Origin of the sequence: Amycolatopsis dendrobii (assembly GCF_014145675.1) — a bacterium.
Taxonomy (GTDB): domain Bacteria; phylum Actinomycetota; class Actinomycetes; order Mycobacteriales; family Pseudonocardiaceae; genus Amycolatopsis; species Amycolatopsis dendrobii.
Genome location: NZ_JACGZW010000013.1, coordinates 141,998 through 162,416, shown reverse-complemented (window position 1 = coordinate 162,416; position 20,419 = coordinate 141,998). Strand labels below are relative to the sequence as shown.

General features: G+C 69.8%; 28 protein-coding genes. 9 read left to right on the top strand and 19 right to left on the bottom strand.

From position 1 onward, the window contains the following. Window position 1 precedes the first annotated feature (1 nt). Entirely contained in the window at window positions 2-1,747 is a 1,746-nt protein-coding gene (locus tag H4281_RS46670; protein ID WP_182895111.1) for an ABC transporter ATP-binding protein, read from the top strand. Here H4281_RS46670 and H4281_RS34800 read toward each other — a convergent pair. The 5 genes from H4281_RS34800 to H4281_RS34780 all read right to left on the bottom strand — a co-directional run bounded on the left by H4281_RS34800 (window position 1,737) and on the right by H4281_RS34780 (window position 4,879). Beyond that, on the bottom strand, window positions 1,737-2,324 hold the full coding sequence (locus H4281_RS34800; RefSeq protein ID WP_220508308.1) for a dihydrofolate reductase family protein: 588 nt from the start codon (window positions 2,322-2,324) through the stop codon (window positions 1,737-1,739). The genes H4281_RS46670 and H4281_RS34800 overlap by 11 nt on opposite strands. 275 nt (window positions 2,325-2,599) lie before the next feature. Beyond that, entirely contained in the window at window positions 2,600-3,127 is a 528-nt protein-coding gene (locus tag H4281_RS34795) for a DoxX family membrane protein (RefSeq protein ID WP_312872233.1), read from the bottom strand. A gap of 64 nt (window positions 3,128-3,191) precedes the next feature. Continuing rightward, window positions 3,192-3,659, bottom strand: coding sequence for a DUF3291 domain-containing protein (locus tag H4281_RS34790; protein WP_182895108.1), 468 nt, complete (start codon window positions 3,657-3,659; stop codon window positions 3,192-3,194). 32 nt (window positions 3,660-3,691) lie between these two features. Beyond that, window positions 3,692-4,336, bottom strand: coding sequence for a helix-turn-helix transcriptional regulator (locus H4281_RS34785; protein ID WP_182895107.1), 645 nt, complete (start codon window positions 4,334-4,336; stop codon window positions 3,692-3,694). Window positions 4,337-4,381: 45 nt separating this feature from the next. Beyond that, window positions 4,382-4,879: a MarR family winged helix-turn-helix transcriptional regulator gene (locus tag H4281_RS34780; protein WP_182895106.1), complete on the bottom strand. Its 498-nt coding sequence runs from the start codon at window positions 4,877-4,879 to the stop codon at window positions 4,382-4,384. 127 nt (window positions 4,880-5,006) lie between these two features. Here H4281_RS34780 and H4281_RS34775 point away from each other — a divergent pair, with 127 nt between their 5' ends. Then, a complete protein-coding gene (locus H4281_RS34775; RefSeq protein ID WP_182895105.1) occupies window positions 5,007-5,936 on the top strand; it encodes an NADP-dependent oxidoreductase in 930 nt (309 codons plus the stop codon). Window positions 5,937-5,983: 47 nt separating this feature from the next. On the opposite strand, the gene H4281_RS34770 is transcribed toward H4281_RS34775, so the two are convergent. After that, window positions 5,984-7,240 (bottom strand): alpha/beta hydrolase, encoded by a 1,257-nt coding sequence (locus tag H4281_RS34770; protein WP_182895104.1) that lies wholly within the window; start codon window positions 7,238-7,240, stop codon window positions 5,984-5,986. Window positions 7,241-7,335: 95 nt separating this feature from the next. Here H4281_RS34770 and H4281_RS34765 point away from each other — a divergent pair, with 95 nt between their 5' ends. Genes H4281_RS34765 through H4281_RS34750 form a run of 4 tightly spaced genes read left to right on the top strand, consistent with a single transcriptional unit; the run spans window position 7,336 to window position 9,523 of the window. Beyond that, the gene (locus H4281_RS34765; protein ID WP_182895103.1) at window positions 7,336-7,773 is read left to right on the top strand and encodes a MarR family winged helix-turn-helix transcriptional regulator; all 438 of its coding nucleotides are present in this window, start codon (window positions 7,336-7,338) and stop codon (window positions 7,771-7,773) included. A 55-nt stretch (window positions 7,774-7,828) separates the two neighbouring features. After that, window positions 7,829-8,485 (top strand): TetR/AcrR family transcriptional regulator, encoded by a 657-nt coding sequence (locus H4281_RS34760; RefSeq protein WP_182895102.1) that lies wholly within the window; start codon window positions 7,829-7,831, stop codon window positions 8,483-8,485. Window positions 8,486-8,492: 7 nt separating this feature from the next. Next, window positions 8,493-9,002 carry a pyridoxamine 5'-phosphate oxidase family protein gene (locus H4281_RS34755; RefSeq protein ID WP_182895101.1) on the top strand — a complete coding sequence of 170 codons (510 nt, stop codon included), beginning with the start codon at window positions 8,493-8,495 and terminating at the stop codon, window positions 9,000-9,002. 26 nt (window positions 9,003-9,028) lie between these two features. Further along, on the top strand, window positions 9,029-9,523 hold the full coding sequence (locus H4281_RS34750; RefSeq protein ID WP_182895100.1) for a nitroreductase family deazaflavin-dependent oxidoreductase: 495 nt from the start codon (window positions 9,029-9,031) through the stop codon (window positions 9,521-9,523). A 33-nt stretch (window positions 9,524-9,556) separates the two neighbouring features. Here H4281_RS34750 and H4281_RS34745 read toward each other — a convergent pair whose 3' ends face one another. Genes H4281_RS34745 through H4281_RS34715 form a run of 7 tightly spaced genes read right to left on the bottom strand, consistent with a single transcriptional unit; the run spans window position 9,557 to window position 12,185 of the window. Then, a complete protein-coding gene (locus tag H4281_RS34745) occupies window positions 9,557-10,120 on the bottom strand; it encodes an alkaline shock response membrane anchor protein AmaP (RefSeq protein ID WP_182895099.1) in 564 nt (187 codons plus the stop codon). Next, window positions 10,117-10,644 (bottom strand): DUF6286 domain-containing protein, encoded by a 528-nt coding sequence (locus H4281_RS34740; RefSeq protein ID WP_182895098.1) that lies wholly within the window; start codon window positions 10,642-10,644, stop codon window positions 10,117-10,119. The genes H4281_RS34745 and H4281_RS34740 overlap by 4 nt, the downstream gene beginning before the upstream one ends. Beyond that, window positions 10,641-11,009, bottom strand: coding sequence for an Asp23/Gls24 family envelope stress response protein (locus H4281_RS34735; RefSeq protein WP_182895097.1), 369 nt, complete (start codon window positions 11,007-11,009; stop codon window positions 10,641-10,643). The genes H4281_RS34740 and H4281_RS34735 overlap by 4 nt, the downstream gene beginning before the upstream one ends. 3 nt (window positions 11,010-11,012) lie before the next feature. Then, window positions 11,013-11,189, bottom strand: coding sequence for a hypothetical protein (locus tag H4281_RS34730; protein ID WP_037370607.1), 177 nt, complete (start codon window positions 11,187-11,189; stop codon window positions 11,013-11,015). Continuing rightward, window positions 11,186-11,500 carry a hypothetical protein gene (locus tag H4281_RS34725; protein WP_182895096.1) on the bottom strand — a complete coding sequence of 105 codons (315 nt, stop codon included), beginning with the start codon at window positions 11,498-11,500 and terminating at the stop codon, window positions 11,186-11,188. Before H4281_RS34725 ends, H4281_RS34730 begins: the two co-directional genes overlap by 4 nt. Further along, window positions 11,497-11,727: a hypothetical protein gene (locus tag H4281_RS34720; RefSeq protein WP_182895095.1), complete on the bottom strand. Its 231-nt coding sequence runs from the start codon at window positions 11,725-11,727 to the stop codon at window positions 11,497-11,499. Before H4281_RS34720 ends, H4281_RS34725 begins: the two co-directional genes overlap by 4 nt. Further along, window positions 11,724-12,185 (bottom strand): Asp23/Gls24 family envelope stress response protein, encoded by a 462-nt coding sequence (locus H4281_RS34715; protein WP_182895094.1) that lies wholly within the window; start codon window positions 12,183-12,185, stop codon window positions 11,724-11,726. Before H4281_RS34715 ends, H4281_RS34720 begins: the two co-directional genes overlap by 4 nt. 183 nt (window positions 12,186-12,368) lie before the next feature. Here H4281_RS34715 and H4281_RS34710 point away from each other — a divergent pair, with 183 nt between their 5' ends. Then, window positions 12,369-12,578 (top strand): CsbD family protein, encoded by a 210-nt coding sequence (locus H4281_RS34710; RefSeq protein ID WP_037812879.1) that lies wholly within the window; start codon window positions 12,369-12,371, stop codon window positions 12,576-12,578. 63 nt (window positions 12,579-12,641) lie between these two features. Here H4281_RS34710 and H4281_RS34705 read toward each other — a convergent pair whose 3' ends face one another. The 5 genes from H4281_RS34705 to H4281_RS34685 form a co-directional block, all read right to left on the bottom strand. Then, on the bottom strand, window positions 12,642-13,355 hold the full coding sequence (locus H4281_RS34705; protein WP_220508275.1) for an alpha/beta fold hydrolase: 714 nt from the start codon (window positions 13,353-13,355) through the stop codon (window positions 12,642-12,644). A 271-nt stretch (window positions 13,356-13,626) separates the two neighbouring features. Next, a complete protein-coding gene (locus H4281_RS34700) occupies window positions 13,627-14,997 on the bottom strand; it encodes an MFS transporter (RefSeq protein WP_182895092.1) in 1,371 nt (456 codons plus the stop codon). Between the two features lie 38 nt (window positions 14,998-15,035). Further along, a complete protein-coding gene (locus H4281_RS34695) occupies window positions 15,036-16,058 on the bottom strand; it encodes an ADP-ribosylglycohydrolase family protein (RefSeq protein ID WP_312872240.1) in 1,023 nt (340 codons plus the stop codon). Between the two features lie 14 nt (window positions 16,059-16,072). Beyond that, window positions 16,073-17,008, bottom strand: coding sequence for a carbohydrate kinase family protein (locus H4281_RS34690; protein WP_182895090.1), 936 nt, complete (start codon window positions 17,006-17,008; stop codon window positions 16,073-16,075). Continuing rightward, window positions 17,005-17,724, bottom strand: coding sequence for a GntR family transcriptional regulator (locus H4281_RS34685; protein ID WP_182895089.1), 720 nt, complete (start codon window positions 17,722-17,724; stop codon window positions 17,005-17,007). The genes H4281_RS34690 and H4281_RS34685 overlap by 4 nt, the downstream gene beginning before the upstream one ends. A 439-nt stretch (window positions 17,725-18,163) precedes the next feature. Here H4281_RS34685 and H4281_RS34680 point away from each other — a divergent pair, with 439 nt between their 5' ends. Together H4281_RS34680 and H4281_RS34675 are read left to right on the top strand one after the other, a co-directional pair. Next, window positions 18,164-18,385 carry a hypothetical protein gene (locus H4281_RS34680; RefSeq protein WP_182895088.1) on the top strand — a complete coding sequence of 74 codons (222 nt, stop codon included), beginning with the start codon at window positions 18,164-18,166 and terminating at the stop codon, window positions 18,383-18,385. Window positions 18,386-18,505: 120 nt separating this feature from the next. Further along, window positions 18,506-19,090, top strand: coding sequence for a helix-turn-helix domain-containing protein (locus H4281_RS34675; protein WP_182895087.1), 585 nt, complete (start codon window positions 18,506-18,508; stop codon window positions 19,088-19,090). A 39-nt stretch (window positions 19,091-19,129) separates the two neighbouring features. Here H4281_RS34675 and H4281_RS34670 read toward each other — a convergent pair whose 3' ends face one another. Next, window positions 19,130-20,296: an LLM class flavin-dependent oxidoreductase gene (locus tag H4281_RS34670; RefSeq protein ID WP_182895086.1), complete on the bottom strand. Its 1,167-nt coding sequence runs from the start codon at window positions 20,294-20,296 to the stop codon at window positions 19,130-19,132. Between the last annotated feature and the right edge of the window lie 123 nt (window positions 20,297-20,419).

Genomic DNA, 20,419 nt, shown 5'->3' with positions numbered 1-20,419 from the left:
CGTGGCCAAGGAAGTCGTGGTGTCGGGCGTGACCGTCGAGGCCGCCGGGAACCCCATCGTGCGGAAGATCGGCTTCGAGCTCGGCCGGGGCGAGGTTCTCGGCGTGGTCGGCGAATCGGGCTCCGGCAAGAGCACGCTCGCGCTCGCGTTGCTGGGTTTCGCCCGGCCTGGCGCGAAGATCACGGGCGGACGGGTCGTGGTCGACGGCGTCGACCTGCTTTCCTTGCCCGCCGCGGAATTGCGCCGCGCGAGAGGCCGGAAAGTCGCGTATGTACCCCAGGACCCGGCGACCGCGCTCAACCCGGGCCTGCGGGTCTCGACCCAGCTGACCGAAGGTTTGGACCAGCCCGCACGAACCCGGGTACGGCAGTTGCTGGACACCGTCGGGCTGCCCGGCGACGACGCGTTCCTGCGCCGCCGCCCGCGCCAGCTTTCCGGCGGCCAGCAGCAACGAGTGGCTATCGCGATGGCCGTCGCCGCCGGACCGCGGCTGATCGTGCTCGACGAGCCGACGACCGGCCTCGACGTCGCCACCCAGTCCCGCGTGCTCGACCTGGTCCGGGAACTGTGCCGGGCCCGCGACCTGGCGGCGATCTACGTGTCGCACGATCTCGCGGTGGTCTCCGACGTCGCCGACCAGGTGCTGGTGATGTACGGCGGCGAGACGGTCGAACACGGCCCCGCGCGCGAGGTCCTGACCCGCGCCGCGCATCCCTACACCCGCGCCCTGCTGGCGGCCGTGCCCTCCGCGACCCACCGGCACCGGCTGGTCCCCATCCGCGGCCGAGCGCCCGGTATTGAAGATCCCCGCGCCGGATGCACCTTCGCGCCACGCTGCGATTACGCCACCACCGCTTGCAGCACAACGCATCCGACGCTGGCCCGCTCGGCTTCCGGAACCCTCGCCCGGTGCATTCACGCCGACGAAGCAGCTCGGAGCGTTCACGATGTGCCGCGCGCTCCCGAACCGAACGTACCTGCCGCGGACCAGGCGGCGCTGTTGTCGGTCTCCGGACTGAACGCCAGCTACCGCGGCCGACAGGTCGTCTTCGACGTCTCCTTCGACCTGCGGCCCGGCCAATGCCTGGCGGTCGTCGGCGAATCCGGCAGCGGCAAGACCACCATGTCGCGCTGCCTGGCCGGACTGCACGCCGAGCAGCAAGGTTCGATGGTGTTCGCAGGCGAACCTGTCCCGCCCGCCGCTGCACGGCGAGGCTCCCGCACCCGGCGCGAACTGCAGTACGTCTTCCAGAACCCCTATGGCTCATTGAGTCCACATCGGACCGTCGAGGACGGCCTGCTGGTCGCCCTGCGCCACTACTTCGGCGTGACCACGCGCGAAGGCCGCCGCCGGGCCCGCGCCGCACTCGACCGCGTCGAAATCCCCGCGCGGCTGGCCGGCCGCTACCCGTCGGAGCTCTCCGGCGGGCAACGCCAGCGCGTCGCGATCGCCCGGGCACTGGTGTGCGAACCGAAGCTGATCATCTGCGACGAGGTCACGTCCGCTCTGGACGTTTCGGTGCAGGCGTCCGTAGTGGAACTCCTGCGCTCCCTGATGAACGAGGGCCCCTCGATGATCTTCGTGACGCATAACCTCGCGGTGGTGCGCAGCATCGCGGACGAGGTCGTCGTGCTCAGCGAAGGCCGGGCCGTCGAATCGGGACGGACTGAGCGGGTACTCGCTTCGCCGTCGCATCCGTACACGCGAAGCTTGCTCGCCGCGACGCTGGAGGTGCCTACGAACTGACGCGGCGGTAGCGGATGTGGGTGGTCAGCGGCGAATGCAGCACCTCGACGGGCTCGAAACCGAAGGACTCCACGCCGTCGAACATGCTCTCGCCCGACCCGAGCAGAACGGGCGCGATGTCGAGCGTGAACTCGTCGATCACCCCGGCCTTGAGCGCCTGCCGCACGGTCGAGGCGCCTCCGGCGATGTCGACGCCCTTGTCCCCCGCGGCCTCGCACGCGGCCGCGTAGGCTGCGTCGAAACCTTCGGTGACGAAGTAGAACGTCGTCCCGCCTTCCATCTCGATCGGCTCGTGAGCATGATGAGTCAACACGAAAACCGGCGCGTGATACGGCGGCTCGGAACCCCACCAGCCCGACCAGTCCTCGTCCCACTCGCCGCGGACGGGGCCGAACATGTTCCGCCCCATCACATACGCGCCCCGCGGCCGCATGAGCCATTCGCTCGCGGTCCTGTCGGCATCGGTGGCGCGGGGATCGCCGATGTGCCACCCGTGCAGTTCCTTCCCCCGCTTGCCGAGCGGATCTTCCCGGCTCTGCGCCGGCCCGGCGACGAAACCGTCCAGCGACATCGACATGTGACAGGTGGTGTCCGGCACGGCGATCCTCCCGAGTGATTGCGATCTGCAAGCGGTTGGGAGGAAGATAGCAGGACGGAGGCGGGAGCGCCATGCGTTGAGCCGGGATCCGTCTTCAGCTCCCGGACAGCCAGCCCGCATTCCCCCCAGACGTCCGCGAGGGGAACTCTCTCGACAGGCCGGTGAGGGGCCCCCTTGAGGGAATCAGATTCCCTCAAGGGCCCCTCACGGACTTCGATATCGCGCGCCGGACCGGACGACGGGGCACTCGCCGATCAGAACAGCGATCCCGCCCCGATCGCCGCGCAAATCGCCAGGAACAGCCCGCCCACCGCGAACCCCAGGGGCTTCTGCCGCCATGCCGTATGCCGGTCCAACGCGTACCACCCCGGCCCCGTCAGCAACAGCGCCAGTGCCATCGCCGCGAGCGTCAGTTCCAGTTCGAACCCCGGGCCGCTGCTGCCGAACAGGCCGCCCGACCACTTCACCCGGACCGCGCTGATGGCCACGCCCAGCAGGCCGGCCGCGGCGAGCGGGGTCAGCAGGCCCAGTGCCAGCAGGACCGCGCCGCCGACCTCCGTGATGCCGGTCAGCCAGGCCAGGAATTCGATGTTGTGGCTGAACCCGTAGCCGCGCAACAGGTTCTCGAAGTGCGCCATGTCCGCGCCGCCGAACAGGCCGAAGACCTGTGTGAGCCCGTGCGCCCCCATCGCGACCGACAGCATCAGCCGCAGCACCAGCAGACCGAAGTCCAAGCCGCCATTCTCATCCGACCAACGGGACATGTTCGCCACGCCGGACACCCTAGCCATCCCGCGGGCCGGGCCGGGCGACCCGCCGGACGTGTCGCCGAAAGGGGGGCGGACGTCACGACGCGGAGGCGGCGCCTTCGGGCAGATAGCTGTCCCGGAAACCGAACGCGCTCGGCGAGGACCCCTTCTCCCGCAGCAGTTCCAGCCGCTCCACGGCCTCCTCGACCGTCGGGACGTGCCCGGCGGGCACCCACCACAGCACCTGGAACGGCGCCTTCGGCAGCTCGAACCATTCCGACCGGCGGCGCAGCATGTCGAGGTGGCCGCTGCGGTAGACGTAGTCCCACAGCGCGTCGCGGTTCTCCCAGACCGACATGTTCACCAGGACGTCGTCGCCGAGCGAGGTCCGGATCGCGGTCGCGTCGTTGCCGCCGTCCTCGACCAGGCGCCACACGAAGCCGGGCGCGTTGTCGGCGACCTCGTTGAGCGTGTCGAGCATCGACGTGAAGCCGTGCATCCGGGGGTCTTCGAGAGGGTGCCTGAGGATGCCCACGTTGAGCTGGGCGAGGTGGTATTCCGTCACTCCCTCACCTCACCATCGCCGCGCCTTCTATGTCAACTCTCATTATTTTTAGAAGACTCGACGACGACGCAGCACAGTCCGGGACGCGGGTCCATCCGCGCTCGCAGGCCTTCGGCGCCGTCGAGCAGTCCTTCCAGCAGTGCCAGGTTCATGCCGCACACCAGCCCCGGATGCCGTTGCGAGAGGACGTGGAACGGGCAGTTGACGAGGCGCAGGACGTCGCCGTCCGAGCGGGGTTCGTAGCCCCGGGCGGCCAGCAGTTCCTTCGCCGCGGCGAGGTCTTCGATCGCGCAGGCAGCGGCGCGGCCCTCGCGACGGGCGGCGGCTTGGAGCTCGGTGTCGAGACGGGCGATCTCGGCGACCTCGGCCAGCAGGTCGGCGGCGGTGCGGTAGTCGCGCGCCGGGACGGAGAACTGGCGTTCAGCCGCAGACCGGCGATAGAGCTTCGCCGGACGGCCGGCGCCCGGGCCCGAACGTCCGCTCAGCCGCTTGCTTTCCGTCTCCAGCAGCCCGGCGGCCACGAGTTTGTCGAGGTGGAACGCGGCGAGCGTGCGCTGGATCCCGGCCCCCTCGGCCGCTTCGTTCCGGCTCACGTCGTGATCCTGGGAAACCACGTAGTCATACAGCCGCCGCCGGACCGGATCCTGCAAGACGGCGATCGCCTCGATGTCTTCCACGCCGCCAGTCTAAGAACAACGAGCTTGCGCGTTAGAGGAGGCGGACTAGGCGCCGCTCCCCTTCGGGCTCCTCCGCGTCGCGACCGACCGCGGCGGTTCGGCGCGCATGTGGTCGCGGACGCGGGCCATGATGCCGCCCAGCGCGTCCAGGTCCGAAGTGGACAGTGGGGCGAACAGCAGCCGGCGGACGGCGTCGACATGCCCGGGGAGCACCTTCGCGACCAGCTCCCGGCCCGCCTCGGTGATGCCGACGACGGTGGCCCGGTGGTCGTCAGCACTGGGACCGCGGGTGACCAGGCCCGCCTTTTCGAGCAGGCCCGCCTGATGAGTCAGGCCGCTGCGGCTGTAGACGACGCCGTCGGCCAGTTCCGTCATCGTCAGCGGCCCGTCGGAGCTGGAGAGCCGGGCGAGGAGTTCGAACTGCACGTAGCTGAGGCCGCCCTCGGCTCGCAACTGCTGGCTGACGGCGTGTTGCAGCAGGCTCACGGCCTCCATGAGCGCGAAGTAGGTGTTGAGCTGCTTGGGCTCCAGCACGTCCGCCATGCCGCCAGTCTAGATGCTTCGAAGTCGAATCATTGTGGTCGTCCTCACGTCTCCGAGACTTTGCTTCGACATCGAAGCATACTTGCCGTCAGATGCTTCGACTTCGAAACATATTCTGGAGGATGTCATGAAGGCAGCGCGCTACCACCGTTACGGCGGAAGCGAAGTCCTGGCGATCGAGGACGCCGAGCGGCCGGCGCCCGCCGAGGGGCAGGTGCTCGTCGAGGTGGTCGCCACCTCGTTCAACCCGGTCGACCTCGAGATCCGGGCGGGCGGTCTGCAAGAGGTGTTCCCCTTGGCCTTCCCGCACGTGCCGGGCATCGAGGTCGCCGGGACGATCGCCGAGCTCGGGCCCCGGGTCGACGGCCGTCAGGTCGGCGACGCGGTCGTGGCCTTCCTGCCGATGAACGCCGACGGCGCGGCCGCCGAGTACGCCGTCGTTCCCGCCGACGCGCTGGCCGCCGCCCCGAAGACGGTCGATCTGCCCGACGCCGCCGCGCTGCCGGTCGGCGGATTGACCGCCCGGCAAGCGCTCTTCGACCACGCTGAACTGCGAGCAGGCCAGACGATCCTGATCAACGGCGCGGGCGGGGCGGTCGGCGGCTTCGCCGTTCAGCTCGCCCATCAGGCAGGCGCGGCGGTGACCGCGACCTCGAGCCCGCACAGCGAGGAACGCCTCCGCGAATACGGAGCCGATCGGATCATCGGACACCTCGACTTCGCTTCCGACGCGGCCGACGGAGCGCCGTTCGACGTCGTGCTCAACCTCGTGCCGACCACGCCGGAGGAGACCGCGGCGCTCGCCGATCTGGTCGCCGACGGCGGAGCGCTGGTCAGCACCACCACTCCCCCGCCGGAGAATCCCGGACGCGGGATCCGGACGGCGCGGGTGTTCGTCGTCAGCGACGCCGAGCGGCTGGCCGAACTCGTCGCGCGCGTCGACGCGGGGACGTTGCGGATCACCGTCGCCGACCGGCGGCCGCTGGCGGATCTCCCGGCTGTGCACGACGAAGCGGCGTCGGGACGACTCGTCGGCAAGACCGTCCTCATTCCCTGAAACTCCGGTTCGAGCGCTGGAGGCCCCGCCTTCAGCACTCGAACCGCTTACCTCCGAGCCTCCGCCAGGCCGGCCGGAGTCGCGCCGAGCCACCAACGCGGGTCCGCGGTTCCCTCGGTCGTACGGCCGTCGCGGTGGACGAAGAACCGCTCGTCCCGCCCGGAAGTGTCGAACTCCCCGTCCAGGCCGCGCGTCAGCCACTCCGCACCGAACGCGAAGACCTCCGCCGCCGTTCCGCCCAGCGGATGGAATTCGTCCTCGTAGACGCGCATTTCCTTGGGCGCGCGGATCTTCTCGTAAGTCTCGAGCGCGCTCTCCACCGGCGTCAGCTCGTCGAATTCGCCGATGCCGAGCAGCACAGGGCACCGGATGCCGGTGACGAGGTCGCCCAGCGGCATCTTCGCCTTGAGGTCGCGGTCGAACGCCGCCTCGTCGGCATAGCCCGCCATGTACAGGTAGTTGTTCTTGAAACTCGGTTGTGCCCGCTCGAAAATCGTCTCGAAGTCGCCGGACACCGCTTCGAACGCGGCCACCGCGCGCAGGCGGGTGCCGGACATCGCCGCGGCGCGCAGGGCCCAATAGCCGCTCATGCTGATGCCGAACATGCCGATCCGGTCTTCGTCCACTTCGGACAGACCGGCGAGGTGCGCGGCATAGGTTTCGAGAGCGCGCTCGTAGTTGTCCAGCGTCACGGTCAGCCCGCGCGCCCGCGTCTCCCCTTGTCCCGGCCCTTCGATGGACAGCGCCACGACGCCGCGCGAGGTGTAGTAGCGCTCGGCCGCGAAGATGTAGTCCTCCTTGATCATGTCCATGCCGGGACCGAGAATCACTGCCGGGGCACCGGAAACCGGCTGTGCCGGCAGGTGCAGAAGGGCGAAGATCTTGCCGCCTTCGAAGTCCAGTTCGACCCGGCGGACCGTGTTGCCCCGCAGCTCCGCCAGCCGCGCCACGCACGAATCGCAGCGCTCGCGGAACTTCGCCTTGCGCCCGTCGCCGGAGTCGAAGATCGAGTACTGCGCGCGGCCGTACATCACCGCTGCCCGCAGGTACAGGTCCGACGCCGTCCTGCGGTAGCCCAGCCGCTCGTGGTGCGCGGCCCGCTCCTCCGCCTGCCCCGCGACGACGGCCCACGCCTTCGGCAGCATCGCTCCGGCGCGGACCATCGCGAACACCTTGTCGAAGTCGGCGTGATCGTGCCCGAGCTGTTCGAGCGTGCCCTTGCCCTCCGGGTGCAACGCGTCGAAGCCGCCCTGCGCCAGTGCGATGTCCAGGGCCCAGCTCTGCCCGGCCGAACGTGCCGTCATGATCGCCTCCTCAATTAACTAAGTACTTAGCTAATATGCCACGGCTAGACTCCGCGCGGCAAGGAATGCGGCGGGCACCACAGGAGAACGAACCGATGGGCGACGAGGCGATCACCCGGCTGGCACGAGCCGCCTACCGGCTCAGCGCGGCCGATTCCCGGCTGCGCGGCCGCGCGACCCGCAGCGCCGAAGCCCTTTCGCTCGCGCACGCCCGCGCGCTCAAGAGCCTGGCCGAACACGGGCCGATGACGGTCAACCAGCTTGCCGGGCACGTCGAAACGACCGGAGCGGCAGTCACCCAACTGGTCAATGGCCTGACCAACGCCGGTTACGTCACGCGTGAACGGGCTGCCTCCGGGGACCGCCGCACGTCGATCGTCGCGCTGACCGACGCGGGCCGTCGACGGCACGAGGAGCGCGAGCAGGTCCTCGCCGCCGGATTGCGCGAACTGACCCAGGACCTCGACGAAAGCGCGATCGAAGCCGCGGGCACGGTGCTCGCCCGGCTGGCTTCGCTCTACGACCGCCTCTGACCAGCGAAGCGGCAAACTCTATCAACTGATTGAATTGGCTGATAGAGTCCGCGCCATGGGCACCGAAGCCGCGCGGGTCCCCGCCGCTCGCGGAGCGGCGACCGAGCAGCGCCTGATCGCCGCCGCGGAACGGCTTTTCGCCGAGCACGGCGTCGGCGCGGTGTCGCTGCGGACCGTCATGCAAGCGGCACAGACGAACGTCGCGGCGATCCACTACCACTTCGGTTCCAAGGAAGGGCTGCTCGACGCGGTCCTGCGCAGCCGGCTCGGCCAGGTGACCGGCGAACGCACCGCGATGCTGCGGGAATCGCCCGGAAAAGACGTCACCGCAGGAGAACTGGCCCGCGCGTTCGTGCAGCCGGTGGTCGCCGTGCTCGAATCGGGCGGCGAATGCTGGATCCGGCTGGTCGGCCAGTTGCTGGCGACCGGCGGCGACGGACTGGACGCGATCGCCGAGTCGTTCTTCGAACGCAACGCCGCGTTCGTCGAACAACTGGACCGGCTCAGCCCCGGAGTCCCCCGCCGGACGCTCGATTTCCGGCTGTCCCAAGCGATGACCGTGACGCTGAACGTCCTCGGCGACGTCGGCCGCACCCGCCGCCTGCACGGGCCGGACGCGGCGGACTGGACCACCGGCCAGATCGTCGACGACCTCGTCGACGTCGTGACCTCCGTACTCGCCGGCCCGCCCGGGGCCCGCCGCAGGAAGTGAGGAACCGATGGGAACCAATCAGCGAGCGCAGATCGAGATGACCCCCGGGGAGGTGTCGGCCTACCTCGACGCGCAGCGCACCGCGACGCTGGTGTCGCTCGGCCCCGGCGGGCATCCGCACGCGGTCGCCATGTGGTACGCGGTCATCGACGGCGTGCTGTGGTTCGAAACGAAAGCCAAGGCGCAGAAGGCGGTCAACCTCCGCCGCGACCCGCGCGTCACCGTGCTGATCGAGGACGGCCTGACCTACGACGTCCTGCGCGGCGTCTCGCTCGAAGGGCGGGCCGAGGTCGTCGACGACGCGGACGCGCTGTGGGCGGTCGGAGTCAACGTCTGGCAGCGATACCACGGCGAGTACACCGACGAGGCGAAGCCGATGGTGGAATTCATGCTCCGCAAACGGGTCGCGATCCGCGTCGACGTGGAGCGGGTCCGGTCCTGGGACCACCGCAAGCTCGGGCTCGGCCCGATGCCCCTCGCCGGCTCGACCGCCGCCCAGCACCCGCCTGCCCGCTGACGCGTCCGCCCCGCCAGGAGGTCACGATGGGACGCTTTTCCCTTCCCGCACAGAAGCCGAACGGCCTGGACTCGCCGGTGACAGCGGCGCTCATGAAATACCTGGCGCGGGTCCAGGCGAAGGTCTTCACCCTGACCAACGGCCGGGTCGGCCACAAGTGGCGCGTCGGCGCGGGCTTCCGCAAGCCCGTGCCGACGCTGTTGCTCGACCACCGCGGCCGCAAGTCCGGACGGCTGTTCACCACCCCGTTGCTGTACCTGCGGTCCGGCGACGACCTGGTGATCGTCGCGTCGCAAGGCGGGTTGCCGAAGCATCCGCAGTGGTACTTCAATCTGCGCGCGGAACCGGAGACCCGCGTGCATCTGAAGGGCCGCCGCGACGTCCCGGTCACGGCAAGAGTCGCGTCGGCGGAGGAACGGCGCGAACTCTGGCCGCGGCTGGTCGAGCTGTACGCGGATTTCGCGAAGTATCAGGCCTGGACGGAGCGCGAGATCCCGGTCGTGGTGCTCACTCCGCGCTGACTGCGTGCGCGGGGTCGGCACCCTCGCCGATCGTCATCCGACGCGGGACGCCGCCCGCCCGGTGAACCGGAACTCGATCGCGACCGGAATGTCCTTCAGCTCCAGCGCTTCCTCGAGCCGCGGCAGGCTTTCCCCGGTGACGCGGCCGCGGATCTCGCCCAGATCCGCGTCCTGCTCGCAGGTGAGGATCAACGCCAGGGACGGCGACTCCCGGGTCCCGGCGAGCGACGCGCTCGCCTTGTGCACTCCGGGATACCCGCGCAGTTCTTCGGCGAAGGGAGCCACCGCGTCGTCAGCGCGCAATTCGGTGCGTCCGTAGGCGGGATCGGTTTCGAACCGCCACACTCCCCTGCGCGGCCGGTGCGCGAGCTGGGCAAGCAGCCAGCGCAAAGCGAGCAGGCCCACCGCTACCGCCGCCGCGGCGATCACGTAAAACGCCCAGGTGGGCGGCTCTTCCGTGCCCGGCACGAGCGGCGCTTCGGGATTCACGAGCCTGAGCACGCGGAAGTGGGTGGCCAGACCGAATCCGCCCGCGGCGAGCAGCACGAGACCGAGCACCGCGAGCAGGAACCGGTTGAGCGCGGCCGGACGATTCATGATCCCTCCCTCGTAGCACGGACCCGCACCGACACCGCGGGCCGCCGAGCCGGTGCGATGTGGTCGAGCCGCGACTCGACGGCCGTGCGGACCGCGTCGGCCAACCCGTCCGTCCGGGTGCGCGCGGTTTTCACCCGCACCTTGACCTTGCGCGGTCCGGTCGAAAGCCGGGCTCGCTCGACACCGTCCACGCCCGCCGCGGCTGCCCGCAACGCGGACCGGTAGCCCACGGTGTCGGCCCCGGAATCCGGATCTCCGGTCAACGGGAGGATCCGGCGTTTGCCCGGCAGCAGCGCGGCCCACAGCAGCACCAGCCCGAGCAGGGCCACCGCTGCGGAAACCAGTGCCGGGACGAGGTCCGTCCAACGCGCGTCGTGGACCGCGGTCGCGACCGCGCGATAGTCCAGCCACGGCTGGTGCCCGGTCAGCCGCTGGATCGCCGCGACGGCCGCCAATACGCACCCGGCCAGCAGCACACCGGCGGTCAAGCTCGCCGGAACGGACCGGCGGGTTCGGCGTTTCACTCAACCCTCCTCTGCCCGGCGGCCTCGGCGTGCAAGGCCGTCACCGTGATGCCGACTCGCCGGACCGGCATCCCGGTCAGTTCCTCGACCCGCCCGCGCAGATGGCCGCGGACCCGTTCGGTCGTCGCGCCGACCGGGGCCGGGTACTCCAGCGAGATCCGCACGTCCAGCTCCACCTCGCCGCCAGCGATCCGGGCGGACGTTTTGGCCGACCGGTCCAGCGCTTCGCCGCCGAGGCTGATCCCGAGCGTCCGCCCGGCGGCCCCGCCGACCCGGTCGATCTCGCTCGCCGCGTGGGCGGCCAGCCGCTCGACGACGTGCTCGCTGATCGTGAGGCCGCCCCGTTCCTCCGCTGCGACAGCCACGGCTCACCCCCGGTCGCGGCCGGTGAGCTGCGACAGATCGAGCTTGCCGTCGAGCAGGCGGCCGACGAGCAGTCCCACCGCGCCCAGCACGAGGACCAGCAGGAACGCCCCGAACCCGCCGATCGCGGCGGCGAGGCCCAGCGCGAGGCCGGTGATCAGCCCCAATCCCGTTGCGTTCACGACACCGTCTCCTTCCGGTTTCCCGGCTCGGTTTCCCCCGAAGCCGGCACTTCGACGTCGGCGATGACCACGTGCACCGGCCGCCCCGACGCGACGGCCGCCCGTACCGCGGCGGCCACGTCCGCTGCCGAGAACGGGGCCCGGACCGTCACGCCGACCGTGACGTCCTCCTCGGTCACCCGCACACCGCCCACCCGGCCGCCCGCCCCGAGCGTCGCGACCCGGCCGAACTCGCCGCTGTGCACGTCCGCCACCTCGGGCAGCCCGCGCACCGCGGCGACGATCCGGCGGGCTTCGTCCAGGGGGGTCACCGGGCCCGTCCGCCGTCGCAGGACCCGATCGCCTCGGGCACATCCGGCCGCTTCCGCACCACCGCGACGGTCCGGCTCGCGACGGCGGCCGCTGCGCCTGAGCGGGCGCCATCGCCCTCGACCGTTCCGAACGCCGCGGCCCGGCCGGACCGCCCGCCGCGCACGTCCGCCGTCACCGGCGTCCGCACCGCGGCGAGGATCCGGCCCGGCCCCGCGACCGCGCTCACTGCACCCGGCCGCTGTCGCCGGAGGCGTCCTCCTCGTCGTCGGACGGCAGGTGCAGGTCGCCCACGTTGATGTTGACCTCGACGACCTCCAGTCCGGTCATCCCCTCCACCGCGCTGATCACGTTCCGCCGGATCGAGCGCGCGACCTCCGCGATCGAGACGCCGTACTCGACCACGATCTGCAGGTCCACCGCGGCCTGCTTCTCCCCCACCTCGACCGAAACGCCCTGCCCGGCCGAGGCCGTAGCGCCCGGGATCCGCTCGCGCAGCGCCGAAAACGCCCGCGCCGCGCCGCCGCCCAGGTCGTACACGCCCGGGATCTCCCGCGTCGCCAGCCCGGCGATCTTCTGCACCACCACGTCCGCGACGGTCGTGCTCCCCTGCGAACTGGTCAGCGGACCGGCGTTGACCTTCTCCACGTCCTGGGACTTGGCCGCCGCGTCAGTCGTCGAAGCCATCGATTCTCCTCCAGTCGGTTCCCGTTGTTCAGTTCATCGGTTCGACCCGGCGGCCACGCAAAACTCACTCCCCGAACGAGTGATGACGATCACATCATCGAGTGAGTGACGATTCGGGATCCGCGTTGTCGTTCACGATGACGCATTCCCGCGTTCGTTGTTCGGCAATGAAGGAGGAGACCCATGTCGATGGGCGACAAGATCGGCGCCAAGGCAGACGACTTCGGCGGCAAGGCCAAGGAAGCCGCCGGTTCGCTGACCGGCGACGAGAAGCTGGAGAACGAAGGCAAAGCCGACCAGGCGAAGGCCGGGATCAAGGAAGCCGCCGAAAACGTGAAGGACGCTCTCGGCGACGCGGCGGGCAAAGTCAAGAACGCGCTGAAGAAAGACTGACTTTCTGCTGAAGAACGCGGGACCCCGGCCCGACGCCGGGGTCCCGCGTTCGCTTTCCGCCGGTCACTGTTTCAGCAGATTCGCGACCGCCGCGACGACCGCGTCCGGCCGGTCGATCGGGACGTCGTGAGAACTGTGCTCGGCGGTGCCGAGGGTCCGGTTCGGCGCGGCGTGCGCGAAGTCTTGCTGCGCCTGCCGCCACAACTGCGCGTCCTCGGGAGCCGGAAACGGCGTCGCGGCGGACACGATCACGGCCGCCGGAATGCCGGACGGCCAGGTCAGCTTGTGGTACGCCGCGTGCACCGGCCCGTAACCGTCGGCTTGGGCGAGCAGCTGACGGGTCTGCCGGGTGGACGGCGCTTTCTTGAGCGCTTCGACTTGTTTCTCGTTCAACGCCACCAGCTTGGCGGTCTCGCTCGGCGTGAAGAACTGCGGCAGATTAGCGTCCACGAACACCGCACCCGTAACCCATTTCGGATGGCTCCGGGCAAAAGAAAAGGCGATTTCGCCTGCCAGCGAATGCGACACCAGGATTACGTTTCCAGTCACCCCCAGCTGCGTCAGTCCGGCCGCGAGATCAGCGGCGGCATTGTCCGCTCGCCACGGGCCGGACGCCTCGTCGCTCTTGCCTTCCCCCGCCCGGTCGTAGGCGATCACCTCGGATCCGGTCCTGGCCGCGAGGTCCGGGACGACCTTGCGCCATTCCGAAGAATCCATCCCGCCGCCCGCGTCGAGCACAATGGCGGGCAATCGCCCAGGAGCGACGGAAAACGCCATCTTGCGGCCATTCACTGCAACCAGATGCGGTCCGGCGGCCGGAGGACCAGCCGCGCCGGCAGCGCACCCGGCCACACCGCCGACCGCGACGACCGCCGCCGTCAGAGCAGCCAGCGGCCGACTCGATCTTCCCCGCCGCACACCAGAATCGGTCACCGAATCCCCCTCCACGCAACGGAACTTCCGTTACATCAGCGTGGCGAACAACCCGGTCAACCTCGATACCGCTGGCTGCCCGAGCACGGTAGGGACAACCCCACCTCGAGACCGCTTACGACGCGACTCCAGCCGACGCACGCCGTTCGGCCAGGTCTTTCTCCACTGTCGGGTAGATCCGTTCCAGGCGGTACGCCCAGAACAGGACGATCAACAGCACGAACAACGCCATCGGCACATAAACGAACAACGCGTTGATCGCCGACAGCGCCGAATCCGGCTGGGTGCGGTTCAAGCCGTTGTAGCCCGCCGCGCCCATGACCCAGCCCAGCACCGCCGCACCGAGGCCGTAGCCGAGTTTCTGGCCCATGCTTCCCGCGCTGTACAGCACACCTTCCAGCCGGCGGCCGTTTTTCCACTCGCCGTACTCGATGGTGTCGGGGAGCATGCCCCAGATCGCGCCGAAGATCGGGATCCGCCCGATGCCGCGGAGAATCGAACCGGTGACCGCCAGCGTCATGTCCGTCGGGTCGACGGCGATGATCACCGACCCCGCCACGAAGATCGCGGCGCCGGCGATCATCGGGGCGACTTTGCCGAAACGCTGGTACACCGGCTGCATGAACAGCATTCCGAGCAGCGCCGGAATGTAGAGCATGAACGACATCAGCGCGGCGAATCCGGCGTCGCCAAGGAAGTACTGGGCGAAGTAGGCCGTCGCTCCGGTGTAGAGCGATTCCGCGACGCTGAACACGATGAAGATCGCGAACAGCAGCAGCCAATAACGGTTGCGCCCGGCGAGCTTCAGCGATTCGACGATCCCCGGCTGGTCCTTCGGCGGGGCGGTGTCCACGATGCGTTCCCGCGTATTGCGGAAGGTGATGAAGAACAGCACCGCCGCGACCGCACCGAACAGGCAGAACGTGATGATCCACGCGCGCTGGTCGTCGCCGAGCGCGCTCACCAGCGGCAGGGTGAGGACGGTGACGACCAGCGAGCCGAGGGTGGCGCCGAACATCCGGGTGACGTTGAGCCGGGAGCGTTCGGTGAAGTCGCGCGTCATCCGGGTGTTCAGCGTTCCGTACGGGATCACCGCCGCGCTGAGAGCGATGTTCATCAGCGCGTAGGTGATCGCGATGTACACCAGCGTCGGCGCCGGTTCCATGCCCGGCACGGTGAACACCAGGATCAGCGCGACGGCGAACGGCGCGGCGGCCCACAGCACCCAGGGCCGTGCCTTGCCCCAGCGGGTCGAGGTCCGGTCGACGATCGCGCCCATCCCGACGTCGACGACGCCGTCGAACAGCCGCGCGATGAGCACGATCGTGCCGACCGCCGACGCCGCCGCCCCGATCACGTTGGTATAGAAGAAGACCACGTAGGTGGCCAGCGCACCCCAGGCGATGTTCGTGGCCAGATCACCGCCTCCGAAGGAGAGGCGTTCCTTCCAGGTCACCGTGGCGAATTCTTCGCTTCGTGCGCTCATCGTCGAGCGTCCCTTCGGATCGGGGCGGGGAGAGAGGGTCAGTGCTGCGCGGCGGCCAGGAGTTCGTCGGCGAGCGCGGCGAGGTCGAGGTCGTTCGCGCGTTCCACCTCGGCGACGGCGTCCGCGTCGATCGCCTCGATCCCCCGGTGCGCGCCGGCGATCGCGGCCGCCATGCAGCCGATGGTGTCGCTGTCCCCGCCCGCGTTGGCGGCCAGCCGCGCGACGCGCACCGGATCCCCGCCTGCGGCGACGAAAAACCCGAGCGCCGCCGGTACCGCTTCCGCGGCAGGCAGGCCGACGCCGATCTCCCCGGCGATCAGGTCGATCGCGTGCTCGTCGTCGCGAGCCGTGATGGCCAGCGCGACCGCCCGCTCGATCCGCCGTTCGACCGACGCGCCCGGCACGTCGCGACCCTCGGTCCGGCCGAGTTCGGCACCGGCTCGCGCGCCGTCGACGGCCGCGCGGACGATGTCGACGATCTCCGCTCCGGGAGTGCAAGCCCGCGCGACAGCAGCGGCGACGGCCGCGGCGCCCGCGACTCCGGGCGGCGTGTTGTGGCTGGGCACGCACGTGGTGAACGCGGTACGGACCGCCGCGTCCGGGTCGCCGTGATGGAACAGGCCGACCGGCCCGACCCGCATCGCGGCCCCGTTGCTGGTGCCCTGGGTCATGATCGTCCCGGTGCGGCCGACCTCGCGCGGGTCCTCGCCGCGTTCCAGCCGGGCGATCGCCTCGCGGGTGGTCGGCCCGGCGAAGTGCGGGAAGTAGTTCTCGTTCTTGGACCACTCGATCAGCAGCCGCGCCATGTCGTCCGGGCTCAGCGCGGCTCCGGTGCGGGCGAGCAGCCGGGTCAGCAGGATCATCTGGCTGGAGTCGTCGGTGATCTGCGCGGCAGCGCGCCCCTTGGCGTAGGGCGCGCCGGGGAGCGGGGCGTGGAATTCGGTGACGTAGCCGCCGAACGCGGCCCGGATCTGGTCCCGGCTCAGTTCCTCGGTCGGCGCGCCGAGCGCGTCGGCCAGGCAGGCCGCGGCGAGACTGCCGTGGATCTTGGAACGCAGCACAGAATTCAAGTCGGTTACCTCTCAGTCGTGATCGTGATCAGGTCGTCTGGCCAGTCGCCGCGCTGCGAGCCGGACAGATAGGTGCGTCCGCCGACAGCGGTGACGCAACGGGTCGCCTGGGCTACTGCCCGGCGAAGGCTTTCGGCTGCTTCGGCTCCGGCCAGCAACGCGCCCAGGAACGCCCCGGCCAGCGCGTCCCCGGCACCGGTCGTGTCGATGGCGGTCACCTCGCCGTTCAACCGCGCGCGATGCACGATGCCGTCCTTGTCCACAGTGGACGCTCCGTGCGCGCCTTCGCTGATGACAACGAGTTCCGCGCCGAGCTGGATCAGCCGCCGGGCCGCACCGCGCGAGGTGGCCGCGAGTTTGGCCGCCGAGGCGGCGTTGACGAAGACGATGTCGCTGAGCCCGAGCAGCCGCGCGAACTCAGGCTGGCCCGGCTCGAACGCGTCCGGTTCGAGATCGACGGCGACCCGCGCTCCGCGTTCCCGGGCGAGTTCGCCGACGGCGGCCGCCCACCCGAGGTCGTCGGCCAGCGGCGCCACGATGTCCGCGCCCGCCAGGACCGACGCGTCGATCTCGTCGATCGCCGGAATCTTGATCCCGGTGTCCGCGCCGGTCAGCGCCTTCTCGCCGCTCGCGTCGAGCTGGACGAAGCACATCCAGGTCGGATGCTCGAGGTCGCGGAGGGAATGCTCGATCGACACGCCGAGCCTGCTGAGCTCGGCCAGCGCGGCGTCGGTGTCCGGCCCCGCGCCGGTCTTCGTGATCAGGTCGACCGCGATGCCGTGCTGCGCCGCCGCGGCGGCGAGATTGGCGCTCATTCCGCCGCCGTACACGCCGGACAGGGAGCCGATGGCCTTGTTGTCGTTGCCCGCGATGTGCGGAACCTGGACGAAGTAGTCGATGCTCGCGTCCCCCACGACGACGAGCCGCGGCCCGGCGCTCATCGCTCGCTTCTGAGGTCGATGTCGAGGTGGTAGCGATCGCCGCGCAGGATGTACCGGGTGAACTCCACCGGACGCTGATCGGCTCCGAAGGACGTGCGCTCGCGCAGCATCGCCGCGACCCCGGGCTCGACCTGGAGCCGCTCAGCCTCCGCCGCGGAGAGATTGACGGCGCTGACCCGTTCGCGGGCGTGCGTGGGCTGCGCGTCGCGGCCGGAGAGGAACGCGTACAGCGAATCCCCGGTGAACTCGGCGAAGTCGATTCCCGGCTGGGGCGCCAGATAGTGGTCGAGGAAGACGAACGGATCGTCGCCGATCCAGTACCGCCGCTCGATGTGGCTCACGGTGTCGCCGGGTTCGAGGTCGAGCGCCTTGGCGACTGCCTTCCCGGCGGGTTCCTCGGCATTGCCGAGCAACTCGGGCCGGATCGCGAAGCCGCGCTGCCGGAGCTCGCGCCCCAGCCCGAGCATCGGACTCATCGCCCGGATCTCGTTCGACGCGACGATGCTGCCCCGGCCGTGGAACCGCTCCACCAGCCCGAGCCGCTGCAACTCCTGAAAGGCGCGCCGGACGGACGTCTGGGACACCCCGTACTGCGCCCGGAGCTGGCTCTCCGACGGGAGCCAGTCCCCCGGCTTCAGCCTGCCGCTCAGGATGTCGCGCTGGATCTCGCTCTGAATCGTGCGATACAGCGGCGCACGACTGGGTCGACCGGTCATGCAACTTAGTGTACTAAGTGTGTCAACTGGCTCGCCACCCTCGCCTCTGGCATCGCTTTTCGACGACAAGCCGGTCCAGTCGAGCAACAGCCGTCCGGCCGGCGCCGACCCGAAGAGCACCAGCCGGACTGGTCAGGCGCTCAGCGAACGAGATCCGCGTTGGCACAGCCAGGGAGGTTGAACCGCGATGACGCAGCGAAAACGACCGAGCAAGCGCGTACTCCTCAGCGCGCTCTGCGCATTCGCCTGTGCTGCGTGCGCAGGCCCCGGCACTCAAGCTGCGAGCCCGCCAGGCACGCCGTCCTCGTCAGCCGCGGCTTCGAGCGCTCCGTCGTCCGCCAGCCCGCCGCCGTCGGACACGACCGCTGTCTCCACCACCGCGGAAGCACCGGCGACATCCTCGCCATCCGCACCGCTTCCGGCCGGCTACCCCAAGGTCGTGCAGGTCTCGTCATTGCCGAGCCAGGTGCGCAATTGGTTCCAGATGCAGGGCACCGCCCGGGCCGTACAGCTCGCACCGGGCGTCTGGACCGCGCTCCAGGACGGCGCGACCGTCGAGGACGCCGTCAATACCGACGTTCTCGACGGCTTCTGCAGCTCGATCAAGGCCTTCGAACGCGTCTGCCGAGGCGGACGCATGCACACCGGTGCCTGCTGGTGAGTTCGCGGTTCCCCACGGCGGCGCGCCGCCAAGGTCCCCGGCAAGAATTTCCCTTGCACATCGCCGCATTCGGATCCGGCGTCCACTTCGGAACACCCCGGCTCCGGTATAGTCGGCCCCATGCGAACCCCTCCCGCCCCCGATGCCGGAGACGCGCCGGATCCGGCGCGGATGCTCGGGGCGCGGGTGCGCGAATTGCGGCGCGGCCGAGGGCTGACCCTGAAGCAAGTCGGCGAGGTTTCCCGCCTGTCGCACGCTTTTCTCAGCCAGTTCGAACGCGGCCTGGCCGCCGCGAGCGTCAGCACGTTGCAGCGCATCGCGGTCGCGCTGGACACCACCGTGTCCGCGCTTCTCGCGGGACCTGCGGAACAAGGCGTCGGATTGCTGCGCGCCGACGAGGGAATGGTGATGCCCGGAGCCGAGATCCCGACCGGGTCCACGGCGCGGGCGCTGTCCAGGGCGGGTTTTCCGGTGCAGCCCATCGAATACACCGGCGGACCGGCCGAGTTCGGCGAGTATTTCGAGCACGTCGGGCAGGAGATGCTCTACGTCGTCACCGGGCGGATCGAGCTGGATTTCGCCGACGGGCGCCGCGAGCAACTGGGCGAGGCCGACGTGGCGACCTATCCGGGGTCGCGGCCGCATCGCTGGCGCAGGCTGGGCGACGAACCGGTCCGGGTCCTGCTGATCAACGCAGGGGAATGACCGCGCGGCCCTGGCGAGCCGCGCGGTCCGGAAAAAGGCTCAGCGCAGCAGCGGAACGACCTGTTCGCTGAAGCGCCGCATCTGCTCGGCGGCCATGTCGTAGGTGTGCCCGGGGAAATGCGGGAACACCACGAGCTGTTCGAGGCCGAGCGTGTCCTTGTGATGCTGCACGATCTCCGCGACCTCCTCCGGCGTGCCCACCGCCCAGCACTTCTGCTGCGTGGACTGCTCCAGCGTCGGCACCAGCCCGGCCGGGGCCCGCTTCCCGTCGTCGCCGCGGTAGCCGCTGCTCCAGCCGAACGGCGCGAGCAGGTTCCAGAACTCGTCGTGCCCGATCCGCCCGGTGCGCCAAGCCTCCTCGTGAGTGTCTGCGATGTGCACCGGCAGCACCAGAATGCGGTTCTGCCCCGGGGCCAGCCGCGTGCCGTGGCGCCGTTCGTACAGTTCGGCGTACCGCTCCCACTGCTCGCGGATGTATCCGTGGTACTGGTTCCACCAGACACAGCCGTGGCCGACCTCGGCCGCGTAGTCCAAAGTGGGCGGACTGGTGACCGCTTGCCAGATCTCCACGGGATGCAACGGACCCGGCACCAGCGTCAGCGTGTCCGCCTCGTGCTCGGGGTCGCGGTTGTCCGGCGGCGGCAGTTCGAAGAACTTCCCGTTGTACGAGAAGGTTTCCTGGCTCAACGCCGTGCGCACGATGTCCATGTACTCGGCGAACACCTCGCGGTTGTGCGCGTCGATGACCTTGCGTTCCTCGCTGGACGTCATCACGCCGATGTCCGCCTGATGCGCGGTGAGGCTGCGCAGTTCGCGAGAAACCGTTCCCCGGCCGACGCCGAGCACGGCTCGTCCGCCGGAGAGGTTCAACAGGCTGCTGAAGTCCTCGGCCAGCCGCAGCGGATTCCACTGCGGGACGATGCTGAACATCGAACCCAGCCGGATCCGCGACGTCCGCGCGGCCAGATGCGCTTCGAGCATCATCGCGTTGGGCACGACCTCGTAGCCCTCGTGCTGGAAATGGTGCTCTGCCAGCCAATAGCTGTCGTACCCCAGCTCCTCGGCCAGCTCGCCCATCCCGACCAGCCGCTCGTGCGCGTGCCACACCTGCTCGCGAGTGGCGCGGCGCCGCGCGGCGGGCACCGGGTTCCCGGCCAGCACGTCCGGCATCTCGACCGAGCCGAAGAAAAACACTCCGTGCCGCACAGCGCCTCCATCCCGCCCGGGCTCGCCGGGTCGTCGGCAAAATGTAAGTAATATCAACACTGTGCGGTGCGACCTGCGGAGTGTCAAGACCCCAGCGGCCTCTTGACATCTTGGGAAGGCGCA

Bases quoted from the DNA above. Each gene is read 5' to 3' on its own strand.
- H4281_RS34800 (WP_220508308.1), bottom strand. From the start codon at position 2,324: ATGTCGATGTCGCTGGACGGTTTCGTCGCCGGGCCGGCGCAGAGCCGG.
- H4281_RS34780 (WP_182895106.1), bottom strand. From the start codon at position 4,879: ATGGCGGACGTGCTGGAGCCCAAGCAGCTCAACACCTACTTCGCGCTC.
- H4281_RS34775 (WP_182895105.1), top strand. From the start codon at position 5,007: ATGAAGGCAGCGCGCTACCACCGTTACGGCGGAAGCGAAGTCCTGGCG.
- H4281_RS34770 (WP_182895104.1), bottom strand. From the start codon at position 7,240: ATGACGGCACGTTCGGCCGGGCAGAGCTGGGCCCTGGACATCGCACTG.
- H4281_RS34765 (WP_182895103.1), top strand. From the start codon at position 7,336: ATGGGCGACGAGGCGATCACCCGGCTGGCACGAGCCGCCTACCGGCTC.
- H4281_RS34760 (WP_182895102.1), top strand. From the start codon at position 7,829: ATGGGCACCGAAGCCGCGCGGGTCCCCGCCGCTCGCGGAGCGGCGACC.
- H4281_RS34755 (WP_182895101.1), top strand. From the start codon at position 8,493: ATGGGAACCAATCAGCGAGCGCAGATCGAGATGACCCCCGGGGAGGTG.
- H4281_RS34750 (WP_182895100.1), top strand. From the start codon at position 9,029: ATGGGACGCTTTTCCCTTCCCGCACAGAAGCCGAACGGCCTGGACTCG.
- H4281_RS34745 (WP_182895099.1), bottom strand. From the start codon at position 10,120: ATGAATCGTCCGGCCGCGCTCAACCGGTTCCTGCTCGCGGTGCTCGGT.
- H4281_RS34715 (WP_182895094.1), bottom strand. From the start codon at position 12,185: ATGGCTTCGACGACTGACGCGGCGGCCAAGTCCCAGGACGTGGAGAAG.
- H4281_RS34710 (WP_037812879.1), top strand. From the start codon at position 12,369: ATGTCGATGGGCGACAAGATCGGCGCCAAGGCAGACGACTTCGGCGGC.
- H4281_RS34705 (WP_220508275.1), bottom strand. From the start codon at position 13,355: ATGGCGTTTTCCGTCGCTCCTGGGCGATTGCCCGCCATTGTGCTCGAC.
- H4281_RS34700 (WP_182895092.1), bottom strand. From the start codon at position 14,997: ATGAGCGCACGAAGCGAAGAATTCGCCACGGTGACCTGGAAGGAACGC.
- H4281_RS34690 (WP_182895090.1), bottom strand. From the start codon at position 17,008: ATGAGCGCCGGGCCGCGGCTCGTCGTCGTGGGGGACGCGAGCATCGAC.
- H4281_RS34685 (WP_182895089.1), bottom strand. From the start codon at position 17,724: ATGACCGGTCGACCCAGTCGTGCGCCGCTGTATCGCACGATTCAGAGC.
- H4281_RS34675 (WP_182895087.1), top strand. From the start codon at position 18,506: ATGCGAACCCCTCCCGCCCCCGATGCCGGAGACGCGCCGGATCCGGCG.